The 26,970-nt window shown below is 42.2% G+C and carries 25 protein-coding genes and 1 other RNA gene; 14 read left to right on the forward strand and 12 right to left on the reverse strand.

Features of this window, described 5'->3' with window-relative positions:
* The first annotated feature begins 15 nt into the window (after positions 1-15).
* Together A5883_RS03555 and A5883_RS03560 are read left to right on the forward strand one after the other, a co-directional pair.
* Complete coding sequence (locus A5883_RS03555; RefSeq protein ID WP_176323944.1) at positions 16-927, forward strand: C40 family peptidase; 912 nt, start codon at positions 16-18, stop codon at positions 925-927.
* A gap of 36 nt (positions 928-963) precedes the next feature.
* Entirely contained in the window at positions 964-1,731 is a 768-nt protein-coding gene (locus A5883_RS03560; RefSeq protein WP_086338008.1) for a serine hydrolase, read from the forward strand.
* A gap of 49 nt (positions 1,732-1,780) precedes the next feature.
* On the opposite strand, the gene A5883_RS03565 is transcribed toward A5883_RS03560, so the two are convergent.
* Entirely contained in the window at positions 1,781-2,482 is a 702-nt protein-coding gene (locus A5883_RS03565; protein WP_086338009.1) for a GntR family transcriptional regulator, read from the reverse strand.
* A gap of 171 nt (positions 2,483-2,653) precedes the next feature.
* Between A5883_RS03565 and A5883_RS03570 the strand changes: the two genes are divergently transcribed.
* Positions 2,654-3,958, forward strand: a complete 1,305-nt coding sequence (locus tag A5883_RS03570; RefSeq protein WP_086338010.1) for a PTS sugar transporter subunit IIC — start codon at positions 2,654-2,656, stop codon at positions 3,956-3,958.
* 15 nt (positions 3,959-3,973) lie between these two features.
* Positions 3,974-5,389, forward strand: a complete 1,416-nt coding sequence (locus A5883_RS03575; RefSeq protein WP_010749710.1) for a glycoside hydrolase family 1 protein — start codon at positions 3,974-3,976, stop codon at positions 5,387-5,389.
* Between the two features lie 53 nt (positions 5,390-5,442).
* Here the strand turns inward: A5883_RS03575 and A5883_RS03580 are convergent, their stop codons facing one another.
* The 3 genes from A5883_RS03580 to A5883_RS03590 all read right to left on the reverse strand — a co-directional run bounded on the left by A5883_RS03580 (position 5,443) and on the right by A5883_RS03590 (position 7,956).
* Positions 5,443-6,543, reverse strand: coding sequence for a mandelate racemase/muconate lactonizing enzyme family protein (locus A5883_RS03580; protein ID WP_086338011.1), 1,101 nt, complete (start codon positions 6,541-6,543; stop codon positions 5,443-5,445).
* A 508-nt stretch (positions 6,544-7,051) separates the two neighbouring features.
* Positions 7,052-7,420: an ACT domain-containing protein gene (locus A5883_RS03585; protein WP_010749708.1), complete on the reverse strand. Its 369-nt coding sequence runs from the start codon at positions 7,418-7,420 to the stop codon at positions 7,052-7,054.
* Between the two features lie 236 nt (positions 7,421-7,656).
* Complete coding sequence (locus A5883_RS03590) at positions 7,657-7,956, reverse strand: hypothetical protein (RefSeq protein WP_086338012.1); 300 nt, start codon at positions 7,954-7,956, stop codon at positions 7,657-7,659.
* Between the two features lie 116 nt (positions 7,957-8,072).
* Here A5883_RS03590 and A5883_RS03595 point away from each other — a divergent pair, with 116 nt between their 5' ends.
* Positions 8,073-8,288 (forward strand): helix-turn-helix domain-containing protein, encoded by a 216-nt coding sequence (locus A5883_RS03595; RefSeq protein WP_074933564.1) that lies wholly within the window; start codon positions 8,073-8,075, stop codon positions 8,286-8,288.
* A 527-nt stretch (positions 8,289-8,815) separates the two neighbouring features.
* On the opposite strand, the gene ssrA is transcribed toward A5883_RS03595, so the two are convergent.
* Positions 8,816-9,179, reverse strand: a transfer-messenger RNA (tmRNA) gene (ssrA, locus tag A5883_RS03600).
* Between the two features lie 62 nt (positions 9,180-9,241).
* The gene (locus A5883_RS03605) at positions 9,242-10,012 is read right to left on the reverse strand and encodes a Cof-type HAD-IIB family hydrolase (protein WP_005231883.1); all 771 of its coding nucleotides are present in this window, start codon (positions 10,010-10,012) and stop codon (positions 9,242-9,244) included.
* 145 nt (positions 10,013-10,157) lie between these two features.
* Between A5883_RS03605 and A5883_RS03610 the strand changes: the two genes are divergently transcribed.
* The 3 genes from A5883_RS03610 to A5883_RS03620 are packed head-to-tail and all read left to right on the forward strand — an operon-like array spanning position 10,158 to position 12,662.
* Positions 10,158-10,508: an SdpI family protein gene (locus A5883_RS03610; RefSeq protein ID WP_015510109.1), complete on the forward strand. Its 351-nt coding sequence runs from the start codon at positions 10,158-10,160 to the stop codon at positions 10,506-10,508.
* Entirely contained in the window at positions 10,489-11,202 is a 714-nt protein-coding gene (locus A5883_RS03615) for a response regulator transcription factor (RefSeq protein ID WP_010749704.1), read from the forward strand. Before A5883_RS03610 ends, A5883_RS03615 begins: the two co-directional genes overlap by 20 nt.
* A complete protein-coding gene (locus A5883_RS03620; RefSeq protein WP_005229120.1) occupies positions 11,202-12,662 on the forward strand; it encodes a sensor histidine kinase in 1,461 nt (486 codons plus the stop codon). Before A5883_RS03615 ends, A5883_RS03620 begins: the two co-directional genes overlap by 1 nt.
* A 117-nt stretch (positions 12,663-12,779) precedes the next feature.
* Here the strand turns inward: A5883_RS03620 and A5883_RS03625 are convergent, their stop codons facing one another.
* From A5883_RS03625 to A5883_RS03635, 3 genes are all read right to left on the reverse strand, one after another.
* Entirely contained in the window at positions 12,780-13,253 is a 474-nt protein-coding gene (locus tag A5883_RS03625; protein WP_005229123.1) for a hypothetical protein, read from the reverse strand.
* On the reverse strand, positions 13,232-13,969 hold the full coding sequence (locus A5883_RS03630) for a hypothetical protein (RefSeq protein WP_081116483.1): 738 nt from the start codon (positions 13,967-13,969) through the stop codon (positions 13,232-13,234). The genes A5883_RS03625 and A5883_RS03630 overlap by 22 nt, the downstream gene beginning before the upstream one ends.
* A gap of 181 nt (positions 13,970-14,150) precedes the next feature.
* Entirely contained in the window at positions 14,151-16,235 is a 2,085-nt protein-coding gene (locus A5883_RS03635) for an LTA synthase family protein (RefSeq protein WP_086338711.1), read from the reverse strand.
* A 237-nt stretch (positions 16,236-16,472) separates the two neighbouring features.
* On the opposite strand from A5883_RS03635, the gene A5883_RS03640 reads away from it, so the two are divergent.
* Genes A5883_RS03640 through ybaK form a run of 3 tightly spaced genes read left to right on the forward strand, consistent with a single transcriptional unit; the run spans position 16,473 to position 18,942 of the window.
* A complete protein-coding gene (locus A5883_RS03640; protein WP_176323945.1) occupies positions 16,473-17,642 on the forward strand; it encodes a class I SAM-dependent rRNA methyltransferase in 1,170 nt (389 codons plus the stop codon).
* Positions 17,643-17,647: 5 nt separating this feature from the next.
* Positions 17,648-18,400, forward strand: coding sequence for a type I 3-dehydroquinate dehydratase (gene aroD, locus A5883_RS03645; RefSeq protein ID WP_005229128.1), 753 nt, complete (start codon positions 17,648-17,650; stop codon positions 18,398-18,400).
* A gap of 50 nt (positions 18,401-18,450) precedes the next feature.
* Positions 18,451-18,942, forward strand: coding sequence for a Cys-tRNA(Pro) deacylase (ybaK, locus tag A5883_RS03650; protein ID WP_086338014.1), 492 nt, complete (start codon positions 18,451-18,453; stop codon positions 18,940-18,942).
* 55 nt (positions 18,943-18,997) lie between these two features.
* Here ybaK and A5883_RS03655 read toward each other — a convergent pair whose 3' ends face one another.
* Both A5883_RS03655 and A5883_RS03660 read right to left on the reverse strand, forming a co-directional pair.
* The gene (locus tag A5883_RS03655) at positions 18,998-20,035 is read right to left on the reverse strand and encodes a tagatose 1,6-diphosphate aldolase (protein WP_086338015.1); all 1,038 of its coding nucleotides are present in this window, start codon (positions 20,033-20,035) and stop codon (positions 18,998-19,000) included.
* 137 nt (positions 20,036-20,172) lie between these two features.
* Positions 20,173-21,435 carry an NAD(P)/FAD-dependent oxidoreductase gene (locus A5883_RS03660; protein WP_086338016.1) on the reverse strand — a complete coding sequence of 421 codons (1,263 nt, stop codon included), beginning with the start codon at positions 21,433-21,435 and terminating at the stop codon, positions 20,173-20,175.
* A 160-nt stretch (positions 21,436-21,595) separates the two neighbouring features.
* On the opposite strand from A5883_RS03660, the gene gdhA reads away from it, so the two are divergent.
* The 3 genes from gdhA to A5883_RS03675 all read left to right on the forward strand — a co-directional run bounded on the left by gdhA (position 21,596) and on the right by A5883_RS03675 (position 24,965).
* Complete coding sequence (gene gdhA / locus A5883_RS03665; protein ID WP_010749697.1) at positions 21,596-22,945, forward strand: NADP-specific glutamate dehydrogenase; 1,350 nt, start codon at positions 21,596-21,598, stop codon at positions 22,943-22,945.
* Between the two features lie 102 nt (positions 22,946-23,047).
* Positions 23,048-24,394, forward strand: a complete 1,347-nt coding sequence (locus A5883_RS03670) for a glucose-6-phosphate isomerase (protein ID WP_005229134.1) — start codon at positions 23,048-23,050, stop codon at positions 24,392-24,394.
* Between the two features lie 361 nt (positions 24,395-24,755).
* Positions 24,756-24,965, forward strand: coding sequence for a hypothetical protein (locus tag A5883_RS03675; protein ID WP_005229136.1), 210 nt, complete (start codon positions 24,756-24,758; stop codon positions 24,963-24,965).
* Between the two features lie 61 nt (positions 24,966-25,026).
* Here A5883_RS03675 and A5883_RS03680 read toward each other — a convergent pair whose 3' ends face one another.
* Positions 25,027-26,829: a glycerophosphoryl diester phosphodiesterase membrane domain-containing protein gene (locus A5883_RS03680; RefSeq protein WP_086338017.1), complete on the reverse strand. Its 1,803-nt coding sequence runs from the start codon at positions 26,827-26,829 to the stop codon at positions 25,027-25,029.
* Positions 26,830-26,970 lie beyond the last annotated feature (141 nt).

Consider the following 26,970-nt stretch of genomic DNA (forward strand, 5'->3'; position numbering starts at 1 on the left):
ATGAGAGGAGCAAAGATGAAACAAATTGTTCAGGCTGGCTCTTCCTTCTTATGGAAGGAACCCAAAGAAAACAAAGTACTAGCAAAAATCAAAGCATTTCCTTTAGAAGCACTGCACACTTTTTTGACTGATGAAGATACGATGCGGCTTTATCAGGAAAGCTTAGTGGACTCCGAAGTATTATATGGGACGATTGTAGAAGTCATCGCCCAAACGGATGGTTGGTCCCATGTGATCGTCTTGGATCAAATAAGCAATAAACACCCACTCGGGTATCCGGGTTATCTGCCGAACGAGGTATTGAAGCCATTGTCACCAGACTATGCAACAGCCAAAAGAAGGATTGGTGTGATTGCAAAAGAAGCCGTGCTTGTTTTTGACTCGACCACACGACTTGTTTCTTTTGGAACAGTTTTACCACTTGTTGGGGAAACCGCAGATTCCTATCAAGTGGCTACGCCTAATGGACCAGCAACGATCGCTAAAGCTTTTGCTCACGTCCTATCGGACACATGGGCAAAGCTCCCAGAAAAAATAATAGCCTTGGCAGAACAATTTATAAACCAGCCCTATGTCTGGGCAGGCATTAGCGGCAGTGGCTTTGACTGTTCTGGATTCATGTATTCGCTGCATCGACTTCATGGTATTTTAATCCCCCGAGATACGATCGAGCAAGCACAACAAGCAAACATCGTACCTTACAGTCAGGCACAACCAGGGGATCTGCTGTTGTTTGCTTATGAAGAAGGAAAAGGCGAAGTCCATCATGTCGGTCTATATTTGGGGGATGACGAAATGATTCATTCAAGAACACCTGGGTCACGGGTCATGAAAACCAAAATCACTGGCTCTAATTATGAACCAGAACTCGCAGTTGTGGCGCGTTATTGGCAGAACCAACCGAATGAATCACAGGAATGCTCATGAACATTCTTTTCATGAACGTAAGGAAAGGGGTTTTTGATGGGAAAAGATGACTTGCGTGTAGCAATTGATCCTATTCTAAAAAATTACCAGGCAACATTGGAAATGGGGTTATGGATCGGTACGCCAACGGAATGTCTTGTTGACTATCAGAGTCAAAAGTCGTTTTCGGCAGCGAGTATCAGTAAGCTTGTTTTGTACGCGTATTATCTTGAACAAATCATCGAAAAAAAGATCGATCCCCAACAGGTAATTTGTGTGAGCCCTGTTGATCTGACAGGGGGTGCTGGGGTGATCCGTCTTTTTCCTCAGAAGAAAGGTTGGACCATCAGTGAACTTCTCACGGCAATGATCGCCGTATCTGATAATACTGCGACCAATGTACTATTGGACTTAGTAGGGTTGCCCACGCTTCAGGCATGGATTCAGGAGCCGGAGATCCAATTTGAACGGTATATGATGCGACCGATCAAAGACAAAGAGAACCGCTTGACACCCTCGGTGGCTGCCAAACTGCTACTAAGGTGTGTGGAACGAGAAGAAGCTGCACTAGGATTTTCACCTTTAAATCAGCAGCAATTTCAAGATGGATTAGCGGGGAATTTTGCTGAAACTGCGCAGCCTTCTTGCCGCATTTTTAATAAGACAGGTCGTCTTGACCGCATCGAACACGATGTAGCATATTTACAAGCCAATGAAACGACGATCATCATAGCGGCATTTTCCTATGATAAAGCCGATAGTGGCCGAGGGATCAGTTGGCTAAGAGAAATTGGTCAAACAGTCTATCAGCAGTATTTTAAGTAAAATACGCTGCGTATCGAGTGCCTCTGAGTGAGGATCGATACGCAGCGTATTAATTATTTACAACAATAAAATCCCCCATATCATAGCGGTGCCGTGATTGGGAAAATTCAAAAGGCGTCCCATCGCCGAGGTAAACCGTTTGTTCCACTTCTAAAATGGGATCGGTGGCAGCACAAGCTAAGTATTGCTGGTCGTAGGTGTCTGCACGATCCGCTTTGATACGACGGACAGATGTTCCAATCGAGGAGTGGAGTTGGTTCGTGATGTAGCTATAGACGGAAGAGGCTAAGACTTCTTCGGTAATGCCAGGAATGACATGAAGCGGCATGATGGTATATTCTAAAACAACGGGTATATCGTCAAATAGACGCAAACGAACGATATCATAAATTTGCTGGTCACTGCGAATGTTTAGTTTTTCTTGTTCTTTCTCATCGGGAAAAAGAATGGCAAAAGAAATGATCTTGCTGGTGATCTTTCCTGTTTCTCCAAGGCGCTTGGTCAGCCCGCGATTGATCTTGGCGTTGTAATCGAAGGTTGAATAGGAATCGCTGATAAACGTACCCGTGCCTTTTTTACCGTAAATAATGCCTTCCATTTGTAAAATATTCAATGCTTTTTGAATCGTCACGCGGCTCGTTTGATAATCCGCAGCCAGTTCGGATTGCTTCGGCAATTTTTTCTCTTCTTCGTAAAACCCGTGATTGATTTTGCTCCGTAAATCGGCAGCGATGTCATGGTAGTTCGCCATTTGCTTCACCTCAAAATAATAATAAGTGATAAAACGAAGTATGTAAACGTGGAGCTTTACATACCCTGTTTTAAAGGCTTTTCCTGCGTTTACATTCTTCAGGAAATGAATTACATTTGTAATGTAATCGTTTTCTAATAATTGAAGAATAGGGGTATAGGAGGGAGTTTTATGCAAGGATTTATGGATCGACTCGCTGACGTTTTAGGAAAGTTTGCCAATAGGATCAATAATTTACGCTACATCATGGTCATTAAAAATGCCTTTGCTGCTTTGATTCCAGTAATCATTACAGGGGCATTTGGTACATTGTTTTCAGCAATGGTTTTTGATGCTGAAAATGGATTGGCACAAATCGAGGCACTGCGCTTTTTAGAAAGTTTAAAACCGATCTCATCTGCGGTCAGTTATGTGACGTTGAGTTTCTTAACGATCTATGCAGTGTTTCTGATTGGGATTGAGCTAGCAAAATTAAATAAGATTTCTGGGGTCTTTCCAGGAATCATCGCAGTGATGTCTTATCTTTCTGTTAATCCAATGATCTTTGAATTTTTGCACGAAGATGCGACGGTGGTTGCCGAAAACGTGCTGGCTAAGCAATATACTGACACGAAAGGCCTATTTTTAGGCATGTTCGTTGCGATCGTTTCCATCGAGCTTTATGCGTGGTTAGGAAGACAAAAACGGCTGCAGATCACGATGCCTGATAGTGTTCCTGGGAATGTTTCGGCAAGTTTTTCGGCATTGTTTCCAACGATTTTCACCGTGACCATCATCGCCACCGCTGGTTTTGCTATCAAAGCACTCACAGGGATGTATGCTTACGATATCATCTACAATGTCGTCCAACGACCACTGGAAGGGATCGTCCAAGGATTACCAGGTATCTTGTTGTTGATGTTTATCGCACAAGTTTTTTGGGTCATCGGCATTCATGGGAACCAGATGGTCAAACCCATTCGCGAACCATTGTTGCTGGCAGCGATCGCTGTCAATACGGAAGCTTTTGAAGCTGGAAAAGAAGTACCCAATATTATTACGATGCCGTTTTGGGATATGTATATGAGTATGGGCGGCTCTGGGGTTACGATTGGGTTGCTGATTGCGATTTTGATCGTCGGCAAGCGGGAGGACATGCGCCAAATCACTAAATTGTCATTAGCACCTGGGATTTTCAATATCAATGAGCCAGTGATCTTCGGAATGCCAATTATGCTGAATCCCATTTTGGCGATTCCCTTTATCCTGACACCGTTAGTAACAGGAACGATTGGGTACGTGGCGACAAGTCTAGGCTTTGCCGCTAAAGCCGTGGTAATGGTCCCATGGCCGATGCCACCGATCGTCAATGCTTATCTAGCTACTGCTGGGGATATCGGGGCTGTGATCACGCAAGTTATCTGTATTGTCGTGGCAATTTTGATCTATCTACCTTTTGTTTTGGTAATGAATCGTACGACCAATAAAGTTGCATAAAGGAGTTTTAAAAAAATGGTAAAAATACCTGAAACATTTATTTTAGGGGCTGCTTCGTCTGCTTGGCAGACAGAAGGCTGGCAAGGAAAGAAAGAAGGGCAAGATTCGTATCTCGACCGCTGGTACAAAGAAGAACGCTTTGTCTGGCATAATGGCTACGGGCCGGCTGTTGCGACGAATTTTATGGAAAAGTTTTCAGAGGATGTTGAACTGATGCAGGAGGTTCATTTGACCCATTACCGAACATCGATCAACTGGGCGCGCTTCTTTACCGACCATGAACAGCTGATCGTTGATGAAGATTATGCTGCTCATATCGATCAGCTTATCGACCAATTGCTTGCTGCTGGGGTCGAACCGATGCTTTGTTTGGAACATTATGAACTGCCAGCTAGTTTGATGGATGCCTATGATGGCTGGAGCTCGCGGAAAGTGGTCGATCTATATACTCGTTATGCCGAAATCGCCTTCGAGCGTTACGGTGATCGAGTCAAACAGTGGTTTACCTTCAATGAGCCGATCGTTATTCAGACTCGTTGCTATCTCGATGCGATCCGCTGGCCCCATGAGCAAAACACAAAAAAATGGATGCTTTGGAACTATCACAAAGTATTGGCGTCCGCCCAAGCGGTGGCTGTCTATCATGAAAAGGGCTACGAGGGGCGCATCGGTTGTGTGCTAAATCCAGAAATGGTTTACGCACGCTCTTCCTCACCAGAGGATCAAAACGCGCAAAAAATGTACGATCTTTTTTTCAACCGAATCTTTTTTGATCCAATGGTTAAGGGGCATTATCCAGATGAACTTATCACACTTTGCCAAACCTATGACATCTACTTTGATCCGACAGAAGAAGATTTGGAAACGATCCGCACCCATACGGTGGATTTCTTAGGTGTCAATCAGTACTACCCGAAACGCGTGCGGGCACCACGATATCAATGGCATTCGGATACACCATTTCATCCAGAAATGTTTTATGAGACCTTTGATTTGCCAGGAAAACAAATGAATAACTCCCGTGGCTGGGAAATCTATCCGAAGGTCATGTACGATATGGCTAATTATCTTAAAGAAAATTATGGCAATATTCCATGGCTGATCACTGAAAATGGTATGGGGCGGGAAAATGAAGAACAGTATATGGATGCCACAGGTCAAGTCCAAGATGATTATCGGATTCAGTTTATTACCGAACATCTTTACTGGCTGCTAAAAGCCGTCGAGGAAGGCGCCAACTGCGAAGGCTATATGCTTTGGGCATTTACCGATTGTGTTTCACCTATGAATGCGTTCAAAAACCGCTATGGTCTCGTACGAATCGAGCTAAATGAAGAACGGACTCGGTCATTAAAAAAATCAGCCGCTTGGTATCGTTCCCTGATTGATGAACGGTGGCTTCCATTTGAAGAAAAACCATTGATTCTGTAATAAAAACCCACGTTGATTTCCTCATCCTAAAGGAAATCAGCGTGGGTTTTCAGTTAAAAGGGTTGTTTATGAGGAGCAAGTTTCTCCCAGTCAAAGGTGACGCCAATCCCTGGTTCATCTGGGGCAATCGCACAGCCATCGGATGGATCGATCACTAACGGTCTCGTGGTGTATTGATCGATTGGGAAACTGTGCATTTCGAGATACCCAGCGTTAGGCATCGCTGCCAGCAGACTAACGTGCAATTCTTGCATGCCATGTGTAGAAACAGATAAGTTACTTGTTTGTGTTAAGGCAGCAATTTTCAACCAGCCGGTGATCCCACCGCAATTGGAAGCGTCGGGTTGCGGAAAATCGACATTGCCATATTTGATCATATGAGCAAATTCGATAGGGGTGTGCAAGTTTTCTCCGCCTGCCACCGCAATTTGCCCTTCTTTAGCGATACGAGCGTAGCCTTCGTAATCTTCGGGGATCGTTGGTTCTTCAAGGAACAAAATGTCATAAGGCGCCATCAGTTTGGCGGCTTTGATCGCTTTTTCAACAGACCAGCTCATGTTGGCATCCACCATAAAGACAACATCGGGACCAATCAATTCTCTGACCGCTTTTATTCGAGCAATATCTTCGGCAAGTGTTTTTTGTCCCAATTTGATTTTGACCGCTTTTAATCCCATGTCTAAATATTTTTGATTATTGGCTAAGAGTTTTTCAAGAGGAAAGTTTAGATCGATCGCACCACCATAGCATTTTACTTTGTTGCTTGCGCCGCCTAAAAGTTTGTAGAGGGGTTCTTGTGCTTTTTTCGCACGTAAGTCCCACAAGGCGATATCACAAGCCGCAATGGCGAAACTTGCTAAACCGCCTCTGGCAACATAGTGGATTCCCCAGTTCATCTGATCCCACAAGGCTTCCACACATGCTGGATCTTTCCCTAAAAGGATCGCTTTTAGTTCTTTATCGATCAGTTTGGCGATCGATTCGCCACCGAAGCCACCAGTATACGTATAGCCGACCCCTTCACGTCCATCATCAGTAACGATCTTGACGATAGGCACTTCAAAGTGGGTGTGTAAGCCGTGCTTCGCATCTTCCATGATTTCTGGAAGAGGTATCCGATAATACGCTGTTTGTACATCTGTAATTTTTGCCATTAAAAATCCTCCTCAAATTAATGTTCACGTGTGCATTTTAATGTTAACGTTTGCATAATCATGGTAGCATGGGAAGGCGAGATTGACAAGGCTGAATTTTCTCAAATTCAAAACTTTAAAAGAAGGTGGATCACTAACGAAGGGCTCGCATCTCTTCAACTGATGCTTCACGGAACCATTTAGAATATAAACAGATATAGGGAATATTAGCTAGAAATGAAGTGAAACCCCTATAAATTGTCACAAAATAGCATTTTGTTTATTTTTAAAGCATATTTATTGAATAAAAATCATTTTTGTATTATGATTATCTTAACAACGAGCAATGAAGAGTACTGGGGCAAATGAAAGCTTGGGGAAGTCTTTTATTTGGGATACCCAGTACTCTTATCTTTGTTAAACGACAAGTGAAATACAAAAGAACGACTGAACTTCTTTGGTTCAGTCGTTCTTTTGTATTTCATAAAGCGAGCGAAAGTAACTTGTCGTAAGGAAGAACAAGTTTTTCTCAATTGACAAAGGAATAATCATTGGCGGTTAAAACAGTACGAGCTTGTTCTACCTGATGTTCCTTGATTAAAATATAATCAGTATTGAAGGTAGAAACAGCAAAAATACTGATTGACTCCTCGGCTAGAAGGGAAGAGATTTTTGCAATAATGCCAATTAAGCTAAAATCCAGCACACCAATTATTTTCATCGCTTTCCATCCATCTTCTCTGTTTAGTGTTTCAGCTGGAACCTTTGCCGTTGGTAACACCAAAGAAAGTTCTTCTGACGTATGGGCAAAAAATAGAGGAACGATCTTCAGTATCGAAGGATCAATGCGCTCTACTTGGATGACAGAAAAAGAGGGTGCCAATAAGGTCAGTTTCATCTAATCACGTCCTTCGTTTGATGCAATCATCATATCAAAGGATAAGAAAGAAGGGAAGGCGATTATCTTTTGATCACGTACGATTCTAAGCGTTGTGTCGTTTCTGCGAGACGTAACAGACGGGTAGATTCTATACAGAAGAAGATAAGCGGTTAAAAATGTTCCATTATTAGAATCAATAAGCAAAGTAAGCGATCATTTATCGCTTGATGTGAGCTCAAGCTATCGTTTTGCTATTAAACTTTTCTTCGAGTTTTTAAATCACCAATCTGGAGTTCCAGTTTTTCTAGGGAGCTACCAAAGTCTGTGAGAAAGACATGAAATAATAAGGAACAGGCATGATAATCTCGGATGATTTTCTGCTTGTTAGCTGGTCTTTTTTTGTCACTGAAAAATTTTTCTAATACACAGAGTGGTTCTTGCCAAGATTTCAATTGCTCCAAAGTATCTCCTAAACCATATATGTCCTGGTAGCTAATTTCTTTTACCGGCTGCTTATTACTCGTCTTAATGCCAATCTTTTCTATTTCTTTCAAAGTAACGCCTCCATTCTGTTTTTTATTGGTGCTCTTACAGACACCACCTTCGGTTCTATTTTACTATATGATGTCCTTATGAACAACATCTGCTTGCAGAAAAAGGTGGCTAATACATGAACAGAAAAATAGAAATAGGCTTAAAAGAGCTTGTAAAAAGCCGAGGAATTTCTCTAAGAGAGTTAGCACGCTTATCTGATATTGAACCTTCGATTATTAATAAGCTGGCAAATGGCAAACGAGAAAAAGTTTACCTTCAACATATTGAAAGAATCGCTAATGCATTGGAAATTGACGATATTTCAGAAATTATCAGACTCACAAAAAAATAACTTTTGAAAAGTAGGACAAGACAAAAAGAGAACACTTAGAATAGCCGCACTGTCCAACGTGACTATTCTAAGGTTCTCTTTATTTTTATATTCTTTAGATAGGAAAAAAGAATGCCGTTGAGAACGCAAAACAGGAGTGAAAAAAAGTGTATCTAAAGATACTAAGGAGTAAAAAGCCTTAAATCAAAAATAGAGTAAAAAAATCAGCCCAAGAAAAACTCGCAAAAAAGAGATTCGTATACAATTTGGTGAGAAGGTACGCCATTGAAGAGCATTGATTGCTTAAAAAAAGCATCTGACTTCACTTGAACAATTAATTTAGGTTCAATCGGTATAAGAAATACAATCTAAGAAAAGCGAGGAATAGCACATCGTTTTAAAGCTGATAATTAACCACCATTTGACTACCAAACAAGAAAACTACGAAAAACATTGTGCAACTGAAAATACAAAAAAAGTGTTCAAAACCTCTTTAAATCAAGGTCTTGAACACTTAGGAAAACTACGAAAATCTAATCGATTTTGCTTTATGGAGATGGCGGGAGTCGAACCCGCGTCCAAACATATTGCTACCTAAAAATCTACGCTCATAGTCAACTCATTTGAAGGTTCGCTTTACAGCTTGCCGAGTGACAGGCAGTCTGTATCGCTAGTCTGATGCTCTCTTTTTTATCTTACAGACGGAAAGATAAAACGTATCCCACTTAGAATAGGACCCTTACTCGAGCACATGGGCGATGCCGAGAGGATCTACGCTAACTGTTTTTAGGCAGCTAAAGCGTAAGAGTTTTCGTTTTTAGCAGTTATATTTAACTGTAACGTTTTAACGTAGACGTAACCTACGAAGCGCAATTCAGGCTCAACTATGCCTGTCGAATCCGTAACATCCCCTTGATAAAAGGGGTATCGCTACCATTCATTAGTATACCATAGTTTTGCCTGTATGCAAAGAATCAGATTAAGTCAAAGTGTTTCAGGGCGTGCACGATCCCGCCTTCGGTATTTTTCAGGGTCACGAAGTCTGCCAACTCTTTCAACTCTTGAATTCCATTTCCCATTGCAATTTTGTGGTCGCAGGCTTCTAAAAGAGCGAAGTCGTTGCTGCCGTCACCAAAGCCGAAGGTAGGTACATCTTCTAGACCCAACAATTCTACCAAGGTTTTTACGCCCGTCCCTTTAGAGGTGCCAGATTTTACGACATCGATGGAAAAGGGGGTATTACGATAAAAAGTTAATTCTGGAAAACGCTCATGATAATAAGCATCGTTGCCGACACCTAAAACCAACAACATATTGGTCCGATCTGTTTCATAATGCAGAGGATCGATTTCTGGTAAAGGGCTGCGGACATAGTTGTACGCACCAATCATTTCCTCGGTATGTCCAGTCGCCCAATAGCCTTTCTCATTGTAATAGCACAGTTCATCACCATTGTCTTTGACTGCTTGGAACATCCGTGCGCAAAGTTCAGGTTCAAGGGTATCGGAAAAAACTTCTTTGCCGTCAATACGGATAAAGGCGCCGTTCATGACGATGTTCGAGGTGATCCCAGCTGCTTCACGAATGGCGGTAACTTCAGGTTCGGTTCTTCCTGTTGCAATGATCGGCAGTACTTGGTTTTTTCGCAACATCGCCATCGCTTCAGCGATTTCGGATGTGATTTGCGAGTGTTCATCTAAAAGCGTACCGTCAAGATCAAAAAAAGTTAATGCTTTATAGGTCATGTATCTTACTCCTAAGGTTTATAGTCATAGTCCACTCACAATCTTATCAAAGATTGAAAAAAAGGCAAACCTTTATGAATAATCGGTGAAGTTGTTGGTAGAAGAAAGAAATTCGAGTATACTATAGGAAGAATGGAGTGAAACGATGATTTTTTTAGTAATTGGTATCATTTTTTTCTTGATTGGTCTCACTTTTTTTCTTTTTCCATCAAAAAAAATGAACCTTATTTATGGCTACCGTTCCTATTTAGCAAAACAAAATGAACGCAACTGGCGGCATGCTCAGAAACTATGCGCCCGTTATTTTCTGCTTTTTGGCGGAATCATGGCGGTCATTGGGTTTGTCTTGAAATGGCAAGAATGGACCAATTTTTTCCTAGTTGAAATGATCGCGATCCCTTGGTTCATCGTGCCGATCTTTGGCCTGATCGAAGAGAATCTGCAACGATTTGATAAAGAACATAGAGGTGAAGAAAATGAATATATTAATGATTGAAGACAACGAATCTGTTTCTGAAATGATGCAAATGTTTTTCTTGAATGAAGGATGGGAAGCGGCTTTTAAGTACGACGGCAAAGAAGGACTGGAAGCCTTTGCTGCTGAACCAGACAAATGGGACATGATCACCCTTGACTTGAACCTTCCTTCCATGGATGGCATGATGGTGGCGCGAGAAATTCGCAAAATCTCCAGTACAGTACCTATTATTATGTTGACGGCCCGTGATTCAGAAAGCGATCAAGTCATCGGGTTGGAGATGGGGGCAGATGACTATGTGACGAAACCTTTTAGTCCACTGACCTTGATCGCGCGGATCAAAGCCTTACACCGCCGCAGTGAGTTGGTTGAAAAAACAACGCCTGAAGCTTCCGATGCAACTTTTGATGTTGTGACCGATCATTTCAAAATGAACACAAAAACACGGGAAGCCTATTTAAATGGCAAACCCATCGATGGGTTGACGCCGAAGGAATTTGATTTGCTTTATACGTTAGCGAAAAAACCGCGGCAAGTCTTTTCACGAGAGCAATTGTTAGAACTAGTTTGGGATTACCAATATTTTGGTGATGAACGGACGGTTGATGCGCACATCAAAAAACTCAGACAAAAAATAGAAAAAGTGGGACCTCAGATCATTCAAACCGTCTGGGGTGTGGGGTATAAATTTGACGATGCAGGTGCTGCTTAATGCGCTACTTGTATCAACAGCTGATTGCGTTTTTTGTTGTGATCTTCGTGATTTTGATGACGATTGGTATTGCGTTTACACAAATGACGCGCCAAACATTACAAGAACGAAATTATGAGCAGTTAATGGGGTATGCTTCGTCGGTCGCGACGATTTCGCAAATCAGCGATTCAGAATATTTGCAGCAAAATATGACGCGAGATGGCTATCTGCAATATTCTCTGCATTTGGCTGAAAATATTTTGAGCAACCAAGACATTTCTTTTGCTTTCTTTAAAAGCCCCGATGACATCATTTATCCATTAGATACGACTCGTGCGGTGGATTTTCCAATTTCTGAAAAAGACTGGCAATCCTTAGAAAACGGGGCGCGTCTGCAACTGACATCACCCACGAATCTATATGGGGAAAAAGAACTGACTTCCTATGTTTTGATTCCTTTTTCTGTCAATCGAACGGATTTTTACGGGGTGATGGTGGTTTCACAATCGGCAAGCAGCATCTTGAATCTTGTCAGTGCTTTTAACCAAAACTTGTTTAAAGTATGTTTGATCTCGATCGTCGTTTCTTTATTGATCAGTTACCTATTTGCTACGTTCCAAGTAAGGCGGATCAATCGCATGAAACGAGCAACCAAGGAGATCACCAATGGCAATTTTGATATCTTCTTGCCAGTGCATAATCGGGATGAATTTGATGAGTTAGCCGAAGATTTTAATTTAATGACGAAATCCTTAAAAGAGTCGCAAGAGGAAATTGAACGACAAGAAGAACGTCGTCGACAATTTATGGCAGACGCTTCGCATGAGATGCGTACGCCTTTGACGACCATCAATGGCTTATTGGAAGGGTTAGAGTACAACGCGATTCCTGAAAATCAAAAGGACAATGCGATCCGTTTGATGAAAAATGAAACCAATCGCTTGATTCGATTAGTCAACGAAAACCTTGACTACGAAAAAATCCGAACCAATCAAATCTCGATGGTCATCAAAAAATTCGATGCAACGCAAACCATTAAAAATCTGCTGACGCAACTTGAGAGCAAGGCAGAAATCGCCAAAGATGTGTTGATTTTAGAAACAACAGAGCCAATTGACGTCTATGCCGACTACGATCGTTTCGTCCAAATCATGGTCAATATTTTACAAAATGCGATCCAGTTTACGGAAGATGGAGAAATTCGGGTTCGAATCGAAAAAGGCTACTTGGAAACGATCATCGAAATCAGTGATACGGGAATCGGCATGTCTGAAGAACAAGTTAAGAATATTTGGGATCGTTATTACAAAGTCGATCCTTCCCGTAAAAACCGTCAATTTGGTGAATCAGGTTTGGGCCTATCGATTGTTGAACAGCTCGTACGCCTGCACAAAGGAAAGATCAGTGTAGAAAGTGAACTTGGCAAAGGCACGACGTTTAAAATCTCTTTTCCTGATATCGACTTAAATGAAGAATAGCAATCGACCGGCAGCAATTCTCTTAGCCGGTCGATTTTTTTTGCGGTTCAGTGGCAGCAGTCCAAACAAAAAGACCTGCTTTTGCAAGCAAGCCTTCTTGTTTGGGGGCTATGTAAACTATAGATAAGTAGTATAAGGGGTATGGGCAAAGCATTCGTCTTCATGAATCAAATAGATGGCAACAGCAAATTGTTCGGCGATTTCTTGACACAAGGGCAACAGGGTTTGAACCTCGTTCGTTGTTAATGTGCTCAAGACATTTTCGATTAAAAGGGTTTCTCTTTCTGAAAGTAAAGCTAAGAGCAGTTGAATTTTGAGCTCCTCAAAGGGTGTTAACTCTGTTCGATCTTTTTTCAAAGCCGATAAGGGAAGCTGTACATAAGGCAGCACTTCCTCTAAATCGCCCCCTTTTTTATTTGCAAGAGATACATTGTCCATGACCGATAAAAAGGGGACGGAGGGCCACTGTGCGCGAATCAAGATTGCTTTTTTTTGTGAAAGCAGCAAGCTTAATTCAGATGTTTTTGTTTCATTGTCTTTCGCAACATAAAAGAAACCAATTGATTTCGTTAGCTGAGTTGGTTTTTCCATTGTTTTTTCCTCCAATACAGACTATGTCCGCTAGCAATCAGACCAGTAAAGCTGGTAACAGCAGCAAGCAATACGATAAGTGTGTGGCGCGTACTCTCAAATAAAATAGCCAGCCAAGTGGTGCTGTTCAAGTCAACATTTTGGACCAGAATTTGACTGTTTTGTGGGATCGTAATGGCGAATTCTTGACCAGGAAGACTTTGAACAGCCTCCCAAAAGTGATCCGAAGCACGCTCACGATCAAGAGCGATGATATGCCCGCTAAGCAATTCTCGCTGGAAATAAGGCTGGAAGAGCAGCAATAACACAAAGGCGGTCACGGCAGCTGCTAAAAGCGGCAAGAGCATTTCAAGCAACTGCATCGCCACCCATTGTCTGGTGGTGGCACCACTTGCTAACCAGGCAGTGTATTCTGAGCGTTTCGATAATTGGTAATAAACTTGAAAGCCGATAAAGACCAGTGTAAAGGCGCTAAAAATCAAATAGAACAGTTGATGATAGATCGTCGTGACTGGTTGGATCTCTTCCGCTACTTTCGTTTGCAAATCTTCTGTTGTTAAGAGATCTCTGGTTTGAGCGATCACTTGATCCATTGAGTAGATCAAGGCGAAGGTCACGATCAAGCCAATCACGGCAAAGAAGGATACAAGCGTATAAAGCACCATGGCTTTTTTATGATAAAATATGCTGGCAATCGCAAAATGTATAGTTTTCATCTAGTTCACCTCATCCTATTTCATAGTATAAAAGGGGAGTTTGAATAAAGTATGAAGTTCTTGTAGTAAAATATCGAAGCTAAAAAAGCAATAGAAAAAATCGGGTTTTTACGAACAAAACAGCCGAAAAAAATCCAGCAAAGCATCCGCCTTGCTGGATCGATCTTGTAGTACTTATAGGTTATTCTCCGCTATCTTGTTCCGTCATCTGCTGGTATTCTTGGAAGGTTTTTGTTTGGTACAGATCGACGGTCGATTGATTGCCGTTTTGAGAAAAGGCGCTGGTTGAATCACTGCCTAGATTCTTTTCGATAGCCATCATTTGCTGAAGGGCGTCTTTGTAATTATAGGTCGAAGGATCGACTTCTTCTAAACCGCTCTTCGCATAGAAACGTAAGAGATCACCATTGTTGATCTGATCAGAAACCGACAGCTGTTTGTCAACTTTGGCTTTCCACTCATCGACTTTCGCTTGCAGTTCATCGGATGGATCGTTGATCGGCATGCCGGTACGATTGTCATACAATGTACTGCTATAGTAAGTGTAGTCTGGTGTCACAAAGTCGCCATCGCGGAAGGCAACCAGTTGTTCATTTTGATCAGAGAATAAATCTTGTCCCAATTGAATATAGTTCGATGTATCTACACCGAGTAAGTGCAAGAGGGTTGGCAACGCATCAACTTGGCCACCATACGTATGATTGATGCCGCCGTTTGATTGTCCTGGAATATGGATCATATAAGGGACACGTTGCAATGAAGCATTGTCAAAGTTTGTCCAAGTCGAACTTGTTTTTCCAAGCAATTCTGCTAAGTTGCGGTTCCGAGAATTGGAAATTCCGTAATGGTCACCATATAAAACGATGACTGAGTTTTCGTACAAGCCGCTTTCTTTCAAGTAATTAAAGAACTCTTCTACGGCTTTATCTAAATAATTCGCGGTTGCGAAATACCCATTGATCGTTTGATCAGAAGTGTTCGCTAGCGGGAAGCCACCTTCTTCATTGGTAAATTCAGAATATGGGTAGTGGTTAGAAACTGCAATGAATTTTGAATAGAACGGTTGTTGCAGACGTTCTAAGTATTGTACCGATTGTTCAAAGAACGGTTTGTCATGTAAACCGTATTGGAATGAATTTTCATCATTGACATCATAATACGATGCGTCGAAGAAATAATCATAGCCAAACCGTTTGTAGGTTTCATTTCGGTTCCAGAAGGTACCCGTATTTCCGTGGAAAACCGCACTGGTATAGCCTTGGGTTTGACCTAAAATATCTGGCGCTGCCTCAAAGGTATTTTTCCCACCCAGTTGAGTGAATAATGCCCCCTGATTCAATCCGAACAAGGAATTTTCGAATAACGTTTCCGCATCACTGGTCTTCCCAGCTTTTACTTGATGGAAGAAGTTATCGAAACTAAAGGTGCTATCGCTATGATACAAACTATTGATAAATGGCATAACTTCATGTTCAACACCATCTTCATCTTTTAATTTATAATCGATCAAGAATTGCTGAACACTTTCTAAGTGAATATAAATGACGTTCTTGCCTTTTGCGATACCGAACAGATCATCATTTGGTTCCGCGTAATGTTCTCTGACATAGCTTTCTACTTCGTTCATGTCGTTGGGACTTGCTTCGGCACGTACTTGCGAAGCTTGATAGGTTTGCACGCCATCATAAACCGTAAAGGCGTTGATCCCAAGGTATTTCACTAAATAGTCACGAGAAAACGTTCGAGTAAGCAGTTCAGGACGATCCGCTTCTGCTAAGAAAAGATTGGCAGAAAAGACCATGACAGCTAAGGTTGAGATCGCAAAAGCCATCCGTGCCCGCACAGGACGAGTGTCCATTTTGATTTTTTTCATTGAAAAGGCTGCAATCAGCACGATAAAGTCAATGAAGTACAACACATCGTAGGGACGGAACAAGCGAATTGCGCTTTCTCCTAGACCACTTGCCACTTTTCCAACACCAAGCATCGTGTTGATGGTGATAAAGTCAGTGAATTCTCGATAGTACGAAACATTGGAGAACAACAGCAGAGTCATCAAGAAATAAATCACAAGCATCGTGATATAAGCTGCTTTGGTTCTTCTTACGTACAATGCGATCGACAGCAGCAACAAAGTCGTTGCGATCGGATTGATGAATAAGATGAAGTACTGAATGCTGCTTTCAATACCTAGGTGGAAGTCCACCATATAGGCAAAGATATTTTTTAGCCAAAATAATAGGGCTAATAGGAAAAAAAAGCCCATTCTTGTATTCACAAAGGTGGATACTTTATTTTTTTTCAAAGGAATCGTCCTCTCTTTTTCCAGTATAACCGGTAAATTACGATTTTACATCACAGTACATTTTACTAGGCTGTGAAAGACGTGTCAAATGAATTCCTTGTCATGACGCGGAATTAAGTATTTCTTTACTTTCAAGGATACAGACAATACAGTCGCTTTTTGCTATACTAAAATGGAGAATGAATGGAGCAGATGAACATGAAAATAAAACTAACGAAGCAAGGATCAGCGAAGCTTCGCAAAAAGAATCCGTTGATCCAAAGAGAAGATCTTCAACAAGCAATCGAGACGAAGGAGTGGGTCACCTTTATTGATCAGGCCAACCATTTCTTAGGTGTCGGCTATCTTGGGGAACAAAATAAAGGGATCGGATGGGTCGTATCCTTTGAAGAAACAGTGATCGACCAAGCATTCTTTGCGCAACGCTTTGCGAAAGCAAAAGGTAAACGCAGTGCTTACTATCAAGATGACCTGACAGATGCCTTTCGTCTGTTTAATGGCGAGGGGGATCAATTGGGGGGACTTACCGTAGATTTGTATGGCGAGTATGTCGTTTTTTCTTGGTACAATGCCACCCTTTATCAACATAAAAAAGCGATCGTGGCGGCTTTTCGTCAAATCTTTCCCGAGATCAAAGGGGCATATGAAAAAATCCGCTTTACGTCTGATCTGCCTGAATCAGCATGGGTCTATGGAAAAACGGCACCTGAACCCTTACTGGTGAAGGAAAATGGCGTCACGTATGCGACGTATTTGAACGAAGGATTAATGACGGGCATCTTTTTGGATCAAAAAGAAGTTCGTGGGCAACTTGTTGATGGCTTGGCAGCTGGCAAGACGGTTTTAAATATGTTCAGTTATACGGGGGCGTTTTCTGTCGCTGCTGCTGTCGGTGGCGCTGCTCAAACAACGAGCGTCGATTTGGCAAAACGCAGTCTAGAAAAGACCCGCGAACAATTTGCAGTCAACGGCATTGATCCAGATACCCAGCGTATCCATGTCATGGATGTTTTCAATTACTTCAATTATGCCAGCAAAAAAGATTTGCGCTTTGATGTGATCGTTTTAGATCCGCCGAGTTTTGCCCGCAACAAGAAAAAGGTCTTCTCGGTTGCGAAAAATTATGGCGACTTAGTCACTGATAGTTTGGCGATTTTAGCGCCTGATGGCTTGTTGATCGCCTCAACGAATGCGGCCAATCTTTCACCGAGGAAGTTTCAAGAAATGATCGAAGCATCCTTAGAGAAAGCACACGTTGCTTATGAATGTATTCAAAGTTATCGTCTACCAGCTGATTTTGTGGTAGATAAGCATTTTTCCGAAGGGAACTATCTGAAAGTATTCTTTTATCAAATGAAAAAGGAGTGAAGTAGATGAGCCGATCAAAACCAGTAACGTTAGACGGGAAAACACCGTTGATTTGTGTGCCATTGATTGGGAAAACCAATGAAGAGATCTTGAAACAAGCCATTGCTGCTGAGGAATCAGAGGCACAGATCGTCGAATGGCGTGTTGATCATTACAAACATGTCGAAGACCAGCAAGCGGTCTTAGATGCGTTATCACATATTCGCACGACATTAAAGCACAAAGAGCTGCTCTTCACTTTTCGAACCTTGGAAGAAGGGGGCGAGCGGGCGTTCACATTGACCCAGTACAAAGAATTGTGTTTAGCTGCTGCTGATTCAGGCTTGATCGATTGGATCGATGTCGAATTAGAGAAAGCTGAATTTTTAGGTCGAGCCTTTATTCAAGAAATCAAAAAGGCACAGGTAAAGCTGATATTGAGCAATCATGATTTTGAGAAAACGCCAGAAGATGCTGTGTTGATTTTAAAGATCGGCGTAATGAATCAATTTGGTGCCGATGTTGGTAAGTTAGCGATGATGCCCAAGCAAGTCCAAGATGTTTTGCGTTTGATGGGGATCATTACTAAAGCGCGTGGCTTCAACCAACTGCCGTTGGCGATCATGTCGATGGGGGAGCTGGGGAAAATCAGCCGGGTTAGTGGGGCATTGACTGGTTCGGTCTTTACTTTTGCTTCGTTGCAAGGTGCTTCAGCACCTGGACAAATACCGATCGAACGAATGACCAACTACTTACAAGAATTTTCACTCAATGAGTAAGACCAGCCAAGGCCTTCTCTTAAAAGAAACCAAAACAAAAGAGGGATAAAATGGCGAAGAAGAAACAAAAAACCAATGCGATCCGTCAAGTAGAACAACAGAAAATCGCTTATAACGAATACACCTATGAGTGGTCGGAAGATCATCTCGATGCGCAATCCGTCGCTGCACAACTAGCACGCCCGCAAGCCATCTACAAAACGCTGGTGGCAGTGGGCAACAAAACAGGTCCGCTGGTGGCTGTGATTCCTGGAAACAGAGAAGTGGATCTGAAAAAGTTAGCAAAAGTCAGTGGAAACAAAAAAGTAGAGATGCTGCATCTGAGAGATTTAGAAGAAACGACTGGCTATATTCGCGGCGGCTGTTCGCCGATCGGGATGAAAAAGCTCTTTCCTACTTATATTGATCATAAGGCGCAGACACTGGAAGAAATCGTGGTTTCTGCAGGAAAGCGCGGGTTGCAGATGGGGCTTGCCCCACAAGCGTTGCAACAATTGACTAGGGCGGTCTTTGCCGATTTGTTGGCACCTGAACACGAATAAAAAATCCCCGTGAACCATCTTGAAATGCCGTTCACGGGGATTATTTTGTACTATTTTATTCCATTACTTCAATATCGAAAACCTCAATATTTTCTAAACCACCATAAAAGTCAAACCACGGAGTGGCATATTGTTTTAGAATGGCGTTTAATTCTTCAACATTTTCTTTCCCTTGGGTGTCCAGCCATTCCAGTAATGCTTTGGCGCCTTGCTTCCCATAGATTTCCACACTATCGCGCCAAGTTGCTCGTCCACCTAAGATTCCTGAGAATTTAGCACCATGTTGACCAGCAAAGGTCAATTCATCGCGAAAGACATTCGCTGGGACACCCGCACTCAAATAGATAAATGGTCGCGTCGCAGCGTCACTAGCTTCTTTGAAGTAATTGGCAGCTTCTTCTTGCGTATAGACGGCCTCTAAGCCTTCTTTTTGGAAACCTTCAACTAAGTCGAACTGAACCGGTACTTCGACTTTCAAAATATCGATATGGTAGTGATCTTTCGTCAGTTCCTGAATGGTTCGGATGACCTTGCTCGGTTTGATCTTGGCAAAAGCAGGTGATTTGTCATCTGTGATCTCATCGTCGTAAACGATTGGCTCTACAAATAACGGAATATCGGCCGCTTGTGCCTCCGTACCTAAACGTTCTAAAAACGCATGTTTGGTATCTAAAATCTCTTGCGGTTCATCTGGATTATAATAAATCAAGACTTTCGCAGCATCTGCCCCTTTTTTCACTAAGCGCTGCAGCGATTCATTGGGTAGAATTTCTGGTAAACGACCCGGCGTATTGACATCATACCCTGTTTTTTCATAGGAAAGGATCAAGCCAGCGGTGGGATTCTTTGCTTCGATCCCTAAGAAGCCATATTCCTCGTCTAACAAAATACTGCTGACATATTTGGTCAATTCTTGGGAAACCAACTGCTTGAATTCATAAATGTGTTCCATCGTAAAGTCATCCGGTCCAGTTGCCGCCTTCATCATTTTTTTCATGGAACCACGTTGGTCGATCGCTAGTGCGGCAATCACACCATCCTCATTTGAAAGTTTTTGCATTCGTTCAAATTTACCTCTTGAAATTCGTTTCATTAAAAAAACCTCCCTCGATCTTGCTATCTTTAGTCTACGCCTACTTTGAGAAAAACCCAACTAATAAGCAAAAAGAGAGGAGACCCAGGTGTTGGTAGCAACGGCAAGGATATTGCTGCCAACACCTGGGTCATCGATCAATAACTGAAATAACTAGCTGTTTCTGCTGCGTTTTTCCCTGAAACATGTCCAGTACAAAACGCTGCTGTAATGTTGAAACCACCTGTATACCCATTGATATCCAATAATTCACCAGCAAAATACAAGCCGTTGATTTTCTTGCTCTCCATGGTTTTTGGATTGATTTCTTTCAGATGGACCCCGCCACCAGTCACGAAAGACTTTTCTAACGGGAACGTGCGAACGATAGTGACTGAAAAGCCTTTGATCAAGGAAGCGAGCACAGCCAACTGTTCTGGTGAGGCTTTTTCAGCAACCAGCTCATGCAGGTCTAGCTGCTGCAAAAAGAAGGTCATCAAGCGCTCAGGCAAAAAGCCAGCTAAAGCATTCGGCAATTGTTTCTTCGAAGCCGCAGACTGAATCAATTCCTGGGTCAAGGCTTCATGGGATTTTGCTGGCAGACAATCCAGAACAACCGTCACGGGTTGTTGCTTTTTCAATTCTTGGTTCACAAAAGAGGAACAGCGTAAAGCAGCTGGACCAGATAACCCAAAGTGGGTAAACAAAAGATCCATGGTATGGGCGACGATGGGCTTTCCTTTTTGATCCAAGACACTCAACGTGATGTCTTGCAAGGAAATGCCTTGCAACGTCCGCTCTTGAATAAAGGAGTCTTCTGAAACAAGCGGCGATTCGGTTGGATAAAGTGGCGTAATGGTATGGCCGACTTTTTTTGCCATCTTATAGCCGTCCCCCGTTGCGCCCGTGGAAGGATAGGTGCGGCCACCTGTCGTCAAAATCACACTAGGGGCAGAGAACTCATCGGTTTCGGTTCGCACGCCGCGAATTTGACTGCCGTCATGGATCAGCTTTGTGACGACCGTGTTCGTCAATAGGGTGACGTGATGATCGTTGATTGCTTGAAGCAACGCTTCGACGATGGTTTTTGATTTGTTCGTCACAGGGAACATCCGTCCGTGGTCTTCTTCTTTTAAGACGACACCTAAGTCTGCGAAAAACGCCATTACATCATAATTATTGAATTGAGAAAACGTGCTATACAAAAACTTGCCGTTTCCTGGAATATGAGCAACTAAATCATCTACCGGCCGATTATTGGTTACATTGCAGCGTCCGCCGCCAGTCATCAATAATTTCTTGCCGATTTTTTTGTTTTTTTCGATTAATAACACCCGCGCACCTTGTTTGGCAGCAGTGATCGCAGCCATCATGCCGCTCGTACCTGCACCAACAACAATGACATCATAGGTTTTTTCCATTCTTTTCACCTCTTTGGGATTGTAACACATCGGCTATGAGTGCTGAAAGGATTGGTCGATTTTTTTCGAATAATAAAAAATTCTGACAATTCTAAAAAAAAGCGTGCAATTTCAGAAAATTTCTTTAAAATAGAAAATATCTTAAAGGAGGTAATGCACTATGACCAAAGCTTCAGCTTACGTGAAAGAAATTCAAGCGAAGATTCATGAGAAAGACCAACACCAACCGGAATTTCTTCAAGCAATTGACGAATTTTTGCCTACGATCGTTCCCTTTTTAGAGGAGCATCCAGAATATATTGAATCAAATATCCTTGCACTCTTAACTGAACCAGAACGTTTTATCCAATTCAGAGTCCCGTGGCAAGATGATCAAGGCAACTGGCAAGTAAACCGTGGCTATCGGATTCAATTCAACTCGGCAATGGGGCCTTACAAAGGCGGCTTGCGTTTTCACCCAAGTGTAAACTTGAGTATCTTGAAGTTTTTGGCGTTTGAGCAAATCTTCAAAAACAGCTTGACAGGTCTGCCGATCGGCGGCGGCAAAGGCGGAAGTGATTTTGATCCAAAAGGCAAATCCGATGCCGAAGTGATGCGTTTTTGCCAAAGCTTTATGACGGAGCTGTCAAAACATATCGGACCTGACTTAGATGTTCCTGCTGGCGACATTGGTGTCGGAGGCCGAGAAATCGGCTATTTGTTTGGTGCCTACAAACGATTGAAACAATACGATGCTGGTATTTTAACTGGTAAGCCATTAGACTTCTGGGGCAGTAAAAACCGCACAGAAGCAACGGGTTATGGCGCCGTTTATTTCGTTAAGCATTTATTGACAGACCTAGGTGAAACCTTTGCAGGCAAAAAAGCGATCGTTTCTGGAAGCGGCAATGTTGCGATTTATGCAATTGAGAAATTGCAAGAATTAGGTGCGATCCCTGTCACGTGTTCTGATTCCTCTGGTTTTATCTATGATAAAGACGGCATTGATCTGGCCTTGTTAAAAGAGATCAAAGAAGTGAAGCGTGAACGGTTGACGGCTTACGCCAAGGAACGTCCATCAGCCGAATATCATGAAGGGGCATCTGTCTGGGATTTTGATACACCAGCGGAATTAGCCTTTCCTTGCGCGACCCAAAACGAGATTGATCTCTCACAAGCCAAACGTGCAAAAGCCAATGGTGTCCGGGTCGTTTCTGAAGGCGCGAATATGCCTAGCTCATTAGAAGCAGCAGAATATTTTATTGAAGAAGGAATTTTCTACTGCCCAGGAAAAGCAGCCAATGCTGGCGGCGTAGCCGTTTCTGCGTTAGAAATGAGTCAAAACTCCCAACGACTGCAATGGGAAAAAGCTGAAGTCGATGCCAAATTGGACGATATCATGAAGTCGATCTATGAAGCATGCCGTGATACTGCTGAAACCTTCGATCAAAAAAATAATTTTATGTTAGGTGCGAACGTCGCAGGCTTTGAAAAAGTTGCTAAAGCAATGTTTGCTCAAGGACTTGTCTAAAATCACCCAACAGGCTACCTATCAGGAATTACTTGAAAAAAGTTGAAAAAAAACGTAAAGTAGGTAGTGTATGAAAAACTATTTTTTCAAGGAGGACAAATCATGTCACACATCAAGTTTGACTATTCGAAAGTAGCACCATTCGTGAACGAATACGAATTGAGCTACATGCAAAGTCAAGTTACAGCAGCAGACAAACAATTACGCGAAGGAACAGGTGCTGGTAGCGACTTTTTAGGTTGGATCGACCTTCCTAAAAACTATGACAAAGATGAATTTGCGCGTATCAAAAAAGCGGCTGAAAAAATTCAATCTGATTCTGAAGTATTAGTCGTGATCGGGATCGGCGGATCTTATTTAGGAGCGAAAGCAGCGATTGATTTCTTAAATCATTCTTTCTTTAACTTGCTACCAAATGAAGAACGCAAAGCACCACAAATCTTTTTTGCAGGTAATTCGATTTCTTCAACATACTTAGCAGATTTGATCGAAATCATCGGTGACCGTGACTTTTCTGTGAATGTGATCTCAAAATCAGGAACAACTACTGAGCCAGCGATCGCTTTTCGTGTTTTCAAAGAACGTTTGATTGAAAAATACGGCAAAGAAGAAGCCAACAAACGGATCTACGCAACAACGGATAAAGCGAAAGGTGCAGTAAAAGTTGAAGCAGATGCTGAAAACTGGGAAACCTTTGTGATTCCAGATGACGTCGGCGGCCGTTTCTCTGTATTGACTGCTGTTGGTTTATTACCAATCGCTGCCAGCGGAGCGGATATCGATGCCTTGATGCAAGGGGCAGCAGATGCTAGCGATGCTTACGCAAGTGACGACCTTGAAAAAAATGAAGCGTATCAATATGCAGCAATGCGTAACATCCTTTATCGTAAAGGCAAAGTAACCGAATTGCTGATCAACTACGAACCAGGCATGCAATACTTCTCAGAATGGTGGAAACAATTATTCGGCGAGTCTGAAGGAAAAGACCAAAAAGGGATCTATCCTTCAAGTGCAAACTTCTCGACAGACTTGCATTCTCTTGGTCAATACATCCAAGAAGGCCGTCGCAATATCTTTGAAACAGTTGTTAAAGTTGAAAAACCACGCAAATCAATTGCGATCCCTACACAAGAAGCAGATCTTGATGGTCTTGGCTACTTAGAAGGAAAAGAAGTTGATTTTGTTAATACGAAAGCCTTTGAAGGAACATTACTTGCACATACAGATGGGGATGTCCCAAATCTGTTAGTAAAAATTCCTACAATGGATGCGTACACGTTAGGTTACACCATGTACTTCTTTGAGATCGCTGTGGGTATCTCTGGCTACTTAAATGGCGTGAACCCATTTGACCAACCAGGGGTTGAAGCGTACAAGAAAAACATGTTCGCCTTACTTGGCAAACCAGGTTTTGAAGATCTTGCAAAAGAATTGAACGAACGTCTATAATTCGATAAAGAAACGCCTTGAGCCAGTCTGATTGGCTCAAGGCGTTGTTTTATTTTCGTATTTGTTGTGCTACTAGATCGTTGGGCCAATAAATCAGCGGTCTTCTTTTAATCCCCAAAGCAACGCAGCAGACAATAGTCCAAAGATACAGGTTTGAATAATTGGCATTTTGCTCATCTCCTTTTGATTTCCTTTAGTATAAAATGCTTTTTAAGAAGTGGCACGAACAAACCAGTGTGTTTCAACGAACGAAACTGTCATTTCTTGGTGACAAATGCGTGATGAATCGAAATAAAACGTTTTCAATTTGATGCTTTTTTGTTATTATATCTTTAAGAAAGAAAACGGTTGAGGTGAGGATATGGAGAATATTACGATCGGTGAAAAATATGTCTGCCAACCTGTCGGGGCGAGCAAGCCTGTGATTGGTGTGGTGGAAAAACTATACGTAAATACGGCGTTGATCGTCGTTTCAAGTTATGAAGAAGAAGATCAAGCACAAGTAGAAGCTTGTAATCGTCGGATGATCGTCAGTTTCAATAAAATTTGTACGCAAACGAACGTTGCCTAACCAACTAGCAAAAAATGCTGCTCAACGGAACACCGTGAGCAGCATTTTTCTTCGTGTGAGATCAGCCAACGCCGATCACAAAATTCAATAGTTTGTCTGAATAAGTCATATCTTCTTCCGTCACACTCAACTCTTCATTTAAGATCCCCATCTGGTCAGTAATGATCCCGTCCACGCCGTAAAAACGCATCCGGCTGATAGTATCCGCATCATTGGGGGTCCAAACGAACACTTCCTTGCCATCGGTTCGGGCAGAAGCGATGAAGTTGCGGTTGATCGTACTGTATTCCATCGTCAGAAAATCAGCACTGGTCAGTGGTGGCCCCACGACATTGAAGGGCATGATGTATCCTGAAATCAATTGAGGCGCCTGCGCCTTTAATTCCTCAACAACTGTATAGGAGAGACTTTGCATAATATGACCATTTGCAAGGAGGTCCTCTTGATATCTTGCTAAAAAGGCCTTTACAAGTTCCGTGGTATCTTTTCGCTGCGTTTTGATCTCCACCAGCAGTTTTTGGTCCAATTGGTTGGCAAGTGCCAAGTATTCATCAAAGGTTGGAATACGTGCTGTCTGGTTGTTTTCCGAAACTGTCAGTGATTCGGCGTAACTCAAAGGCAATTGCTCTGGTTTGCCATGACCACCTGTCAACGGACGGTAAGAAAAATCATGATAGACAATAAAATGACCATCACTGGTTTGCTGGACGTCCATTTCAACATAATCCGGTTGGTACTTCTCGCTAGTAAAGCGTAGTGCTTCAAGAGAATTTTGGACCCCTTGTCCGTCGCTGACCCCTCGATGGGAGATCGTTACCGGATGGATCGAAGCAGCTGAAGTCAGATAGTTCATATTATATAGACTAACACCGACACCGAAAAGCACCGTTACCAAGGTAAACAACGAACTTTTTAGACCTAAGAAATGACGCTGGCTCAATGGCTCTTGGTGGAACCATGAAGGAATCTCTGGTAAAAAGCCTTCATCATCCATGAAATCAACGATGATGTAAAAAATGGCTACCGTCGATAAAATGACATTCAGTAACAAGATAAACTGCAAGAAAGTCATAATAAAAACAGCACTATACAACGCATAGTCCGGTGTAACAACTTCAATCACCGCCTGAATGGTAATCAGCAAAGTGAAGCCCAGTGTCGAAATCAACAAGATGCTGCCGCCGATAAAGACAAATTGACCAACGATGGCAAAAAAACGGCGTTTTGTTACTTGGAGGCTTTCTTTGATCGCTTTTCGAAAGGGCAGATCACGTAATATCATTTCTGGCAAGGCAAAGATCACGCGAATCCCCAAGTAAATCAACAAAACATAAACCAACAGCACTGCCCCGATGATCAAGACACGGTTGGCAAAAATGAAATCCATGATAAATGCGGGAATTTTGATTTTTGCGAGTAAATCAGAATTAAAACTCAACCCACCGATCGGTAAAATCAGTAAGAAGTAAAACAGGAAAAATAAAAAGGTCATCGGCCGTAATTTACGCAACTGCAAAACAGTCATCCGTAACAATTGCCGCAAGCTGATCGGCTGTTTCTTTTTAATAAAATAGACACTTAGCAGCAAAAAAGTAAACTCAAAAAAGACGGCTAATAAAATCAAAAGTAAAATCAGTGTTAATGAGAGCAGCACGACTGGGTGGTCGGTAAAGATACTGCCAATATTATCAAAAGAAAGGTAAGGCAAGCCCCCACGTTTTAAGACGAACTTGGTGGAAGCCGATAAGATTGGGATCACTAAGAACAACAAAGCACCGTGCATCAGTAACACATCACGGAAGTAGGCGTTGCTGTCTTTCAAAAAATCCCAAGTGTTGACTAAGCTGTTTTTTAAATAATTCATGGTCGTCATCCTAACAAAAGTAAGTATTTTAGTTCCTATTTATTCTAGAAAGGCGGAAAAAAAGAGTCGAACAGTTTCAGAAGCACATTCGCCACAGGTATAGATCCCTGTATGAAAAGCAGCTCCTTCATGTTCGGCTCA

This window comes from Enterococcus sp. 5B3_DIV0040, assembly GCF_002140755.1.
Classification (GTDB): domain Bacteria; phylum Bacillota; class Bacilli; order Lactobacillales; family Enterococcaceae; genus Enterococcus_D; species Enterococcus_D casseliflavus.

Coding starts and splice junctions, on each gene's coding strand:
- A5883_RS03555 (WP_176323944.1), top strand. CDS start 16: ATGAAACAAATTGTTCAGGCTGGCTCTTCCTTCTTATGGAAGGAACCC.
- A5883_RS03640 (WP_176323945.1), top strand. CDS start 16,473: ATGAAAATAAAACTAACGAAGCAAGGATCAGCGAAGCTTCGCAAAAAG.
- A5883_RS03595 (WP_074933564.1), top strand. CDS start 8,073: ATGAACAGAAAAATAGAAATAGGCTTAAAAGAGCTTGTAAAAAGCCGA.
- A5883_RS03560 (WP_086338008.1), top strand. CDS start 964: ATGGGAAAAGATGACTTGCGTGTAGCAATTGATCCTATTCTAAAAAAT.
- A5883_RS03660 (WP_086338016.1), bottom strand. CDS start 21,435: ATGGAAAAAACCTATGATGTCATTGTTGTTGGTGCAGGTACGAGCGGC.
- A5883_RS03655 (WP_086338015.1), bottom strand. CDS start 20,035: ATGAAACGAATTTCAAGAGGTAAATTTGAACGAATGCAAAAACTTTCA.
- A5883_RS03570 (WP_086338010.1), top strand. CDS start 2,654: ATGCAAGGATTTATGGATCGACTCGCTGACGTTTTAGGAAAGTTTGCC.
- A5883_RS03585 (WP_010749708.1), bottom strand. CDS start 7,420: ATGAAACTGACCTTATTGGCACCCTCTTTTTCTGTCATCCAAGTAGAG.
- A5883_RS03680 (WP_086338017.1), bottom strand. CDS start 26,829: ATGAATTATTTAAAAAACAGCTTAGTCAACACTTGGGATTTTTTGAAA.
- A5883_RS03675 (WP_005229136.1), top strand. CDS start 24,756: ATGGAGAATATTACGATCGGTGAAAAATATGTCTGCCAACCTGTCGGG.
- A5883_RS03635 (WP_086338711.1), bottom strand. CDS start 16,235: ATGGGCTTTTTTTTCCTATTAGCCCTATTATTTTGGCTAAAAAATATC.
- A5883_RS03610 (WP_015510109.1), top strand. CDS start 10,158: ATGATTTTTTTAGTAATTGGTATCATTTTTTTCTTGATTGGTCTCACT.
- A5883_RS03670 (WP_005229134.1), top strand. CDS start 23,048: ATGTCACACATCAAGTTTGACTATTCGAAAGTAGCACCATTCGTGAAC.
- gdhA (WP_010749697.1), top strand. CDS start 21,596: ATGACCAAAGCTTCAGCTTACGTGAAAGAAATTCAAGCGAAGATTCAT.
- A5883_RS03630 (WP_081116483.1), bottom strand. CDS start 13,969: ATGAAAACTATACATTTTGCGATTGCCAGCATATTTTATCATAAAAAA.
- A5883_RS03615 (WP_010749704.1), top strand. CDS start 10,489: ATGAATATATTAATGATTGAAGACAACGAATCTGTTTCTGAAATGATG.
- aroD (WP_005229128.1), top strand. CDS start 17,648: ATGAGCCGATCAAAACCAGTAACGTTAGACGGGAAAACACCGTTGATT.
- ybaK (WP_086338014.1), top strand. CDS start 18,451: ATGGCGAAGAAGAAACAAAAAACCAATGCGATCCGTCAAGTAGAACAA.
- A5883_RS03575 (WP_010749710.1), top strand. CDS start 3,974: ATGGTAAAAATACCTGAAACATTTATTTTAGGGGCTGCTTCGTCTGCT.
- A5883_RS03580 (WP_086338011.1), bottom strand. CDS start 6,543: ATGGCAAAAATTACAGATGTACAAACAGCGTATTATCGGATACCTCTT.
- A5883_RS03625 (WP_005229123.1), bottom strand. CDS start 13,253: ATGGAAAAACCAACTCAGCTAACGAAATCAATTGGTTTCTTTTATGTT.
- A5883_RS03620 (WP_005229120.1), top strand. CDS start 11,202: ATGCGCTACTTGTATCAACAGCTGATTGCGTTTTTTGTTGTGATCTTC.
- A5883_RS03565 (WP_086338009.1), bottom strand. CDS start 2,482: ATGGCGAACTACCATGACATCGCTGCCGATTTACGGAGCAAAATCAAT.
- A5883_RS03605 (WP_005231883.1), bottom strand. CDS start 10,012: ATGACCTATAAAGCATTAACTTTTTTTGATCTTGACGGTACGCTTTTA.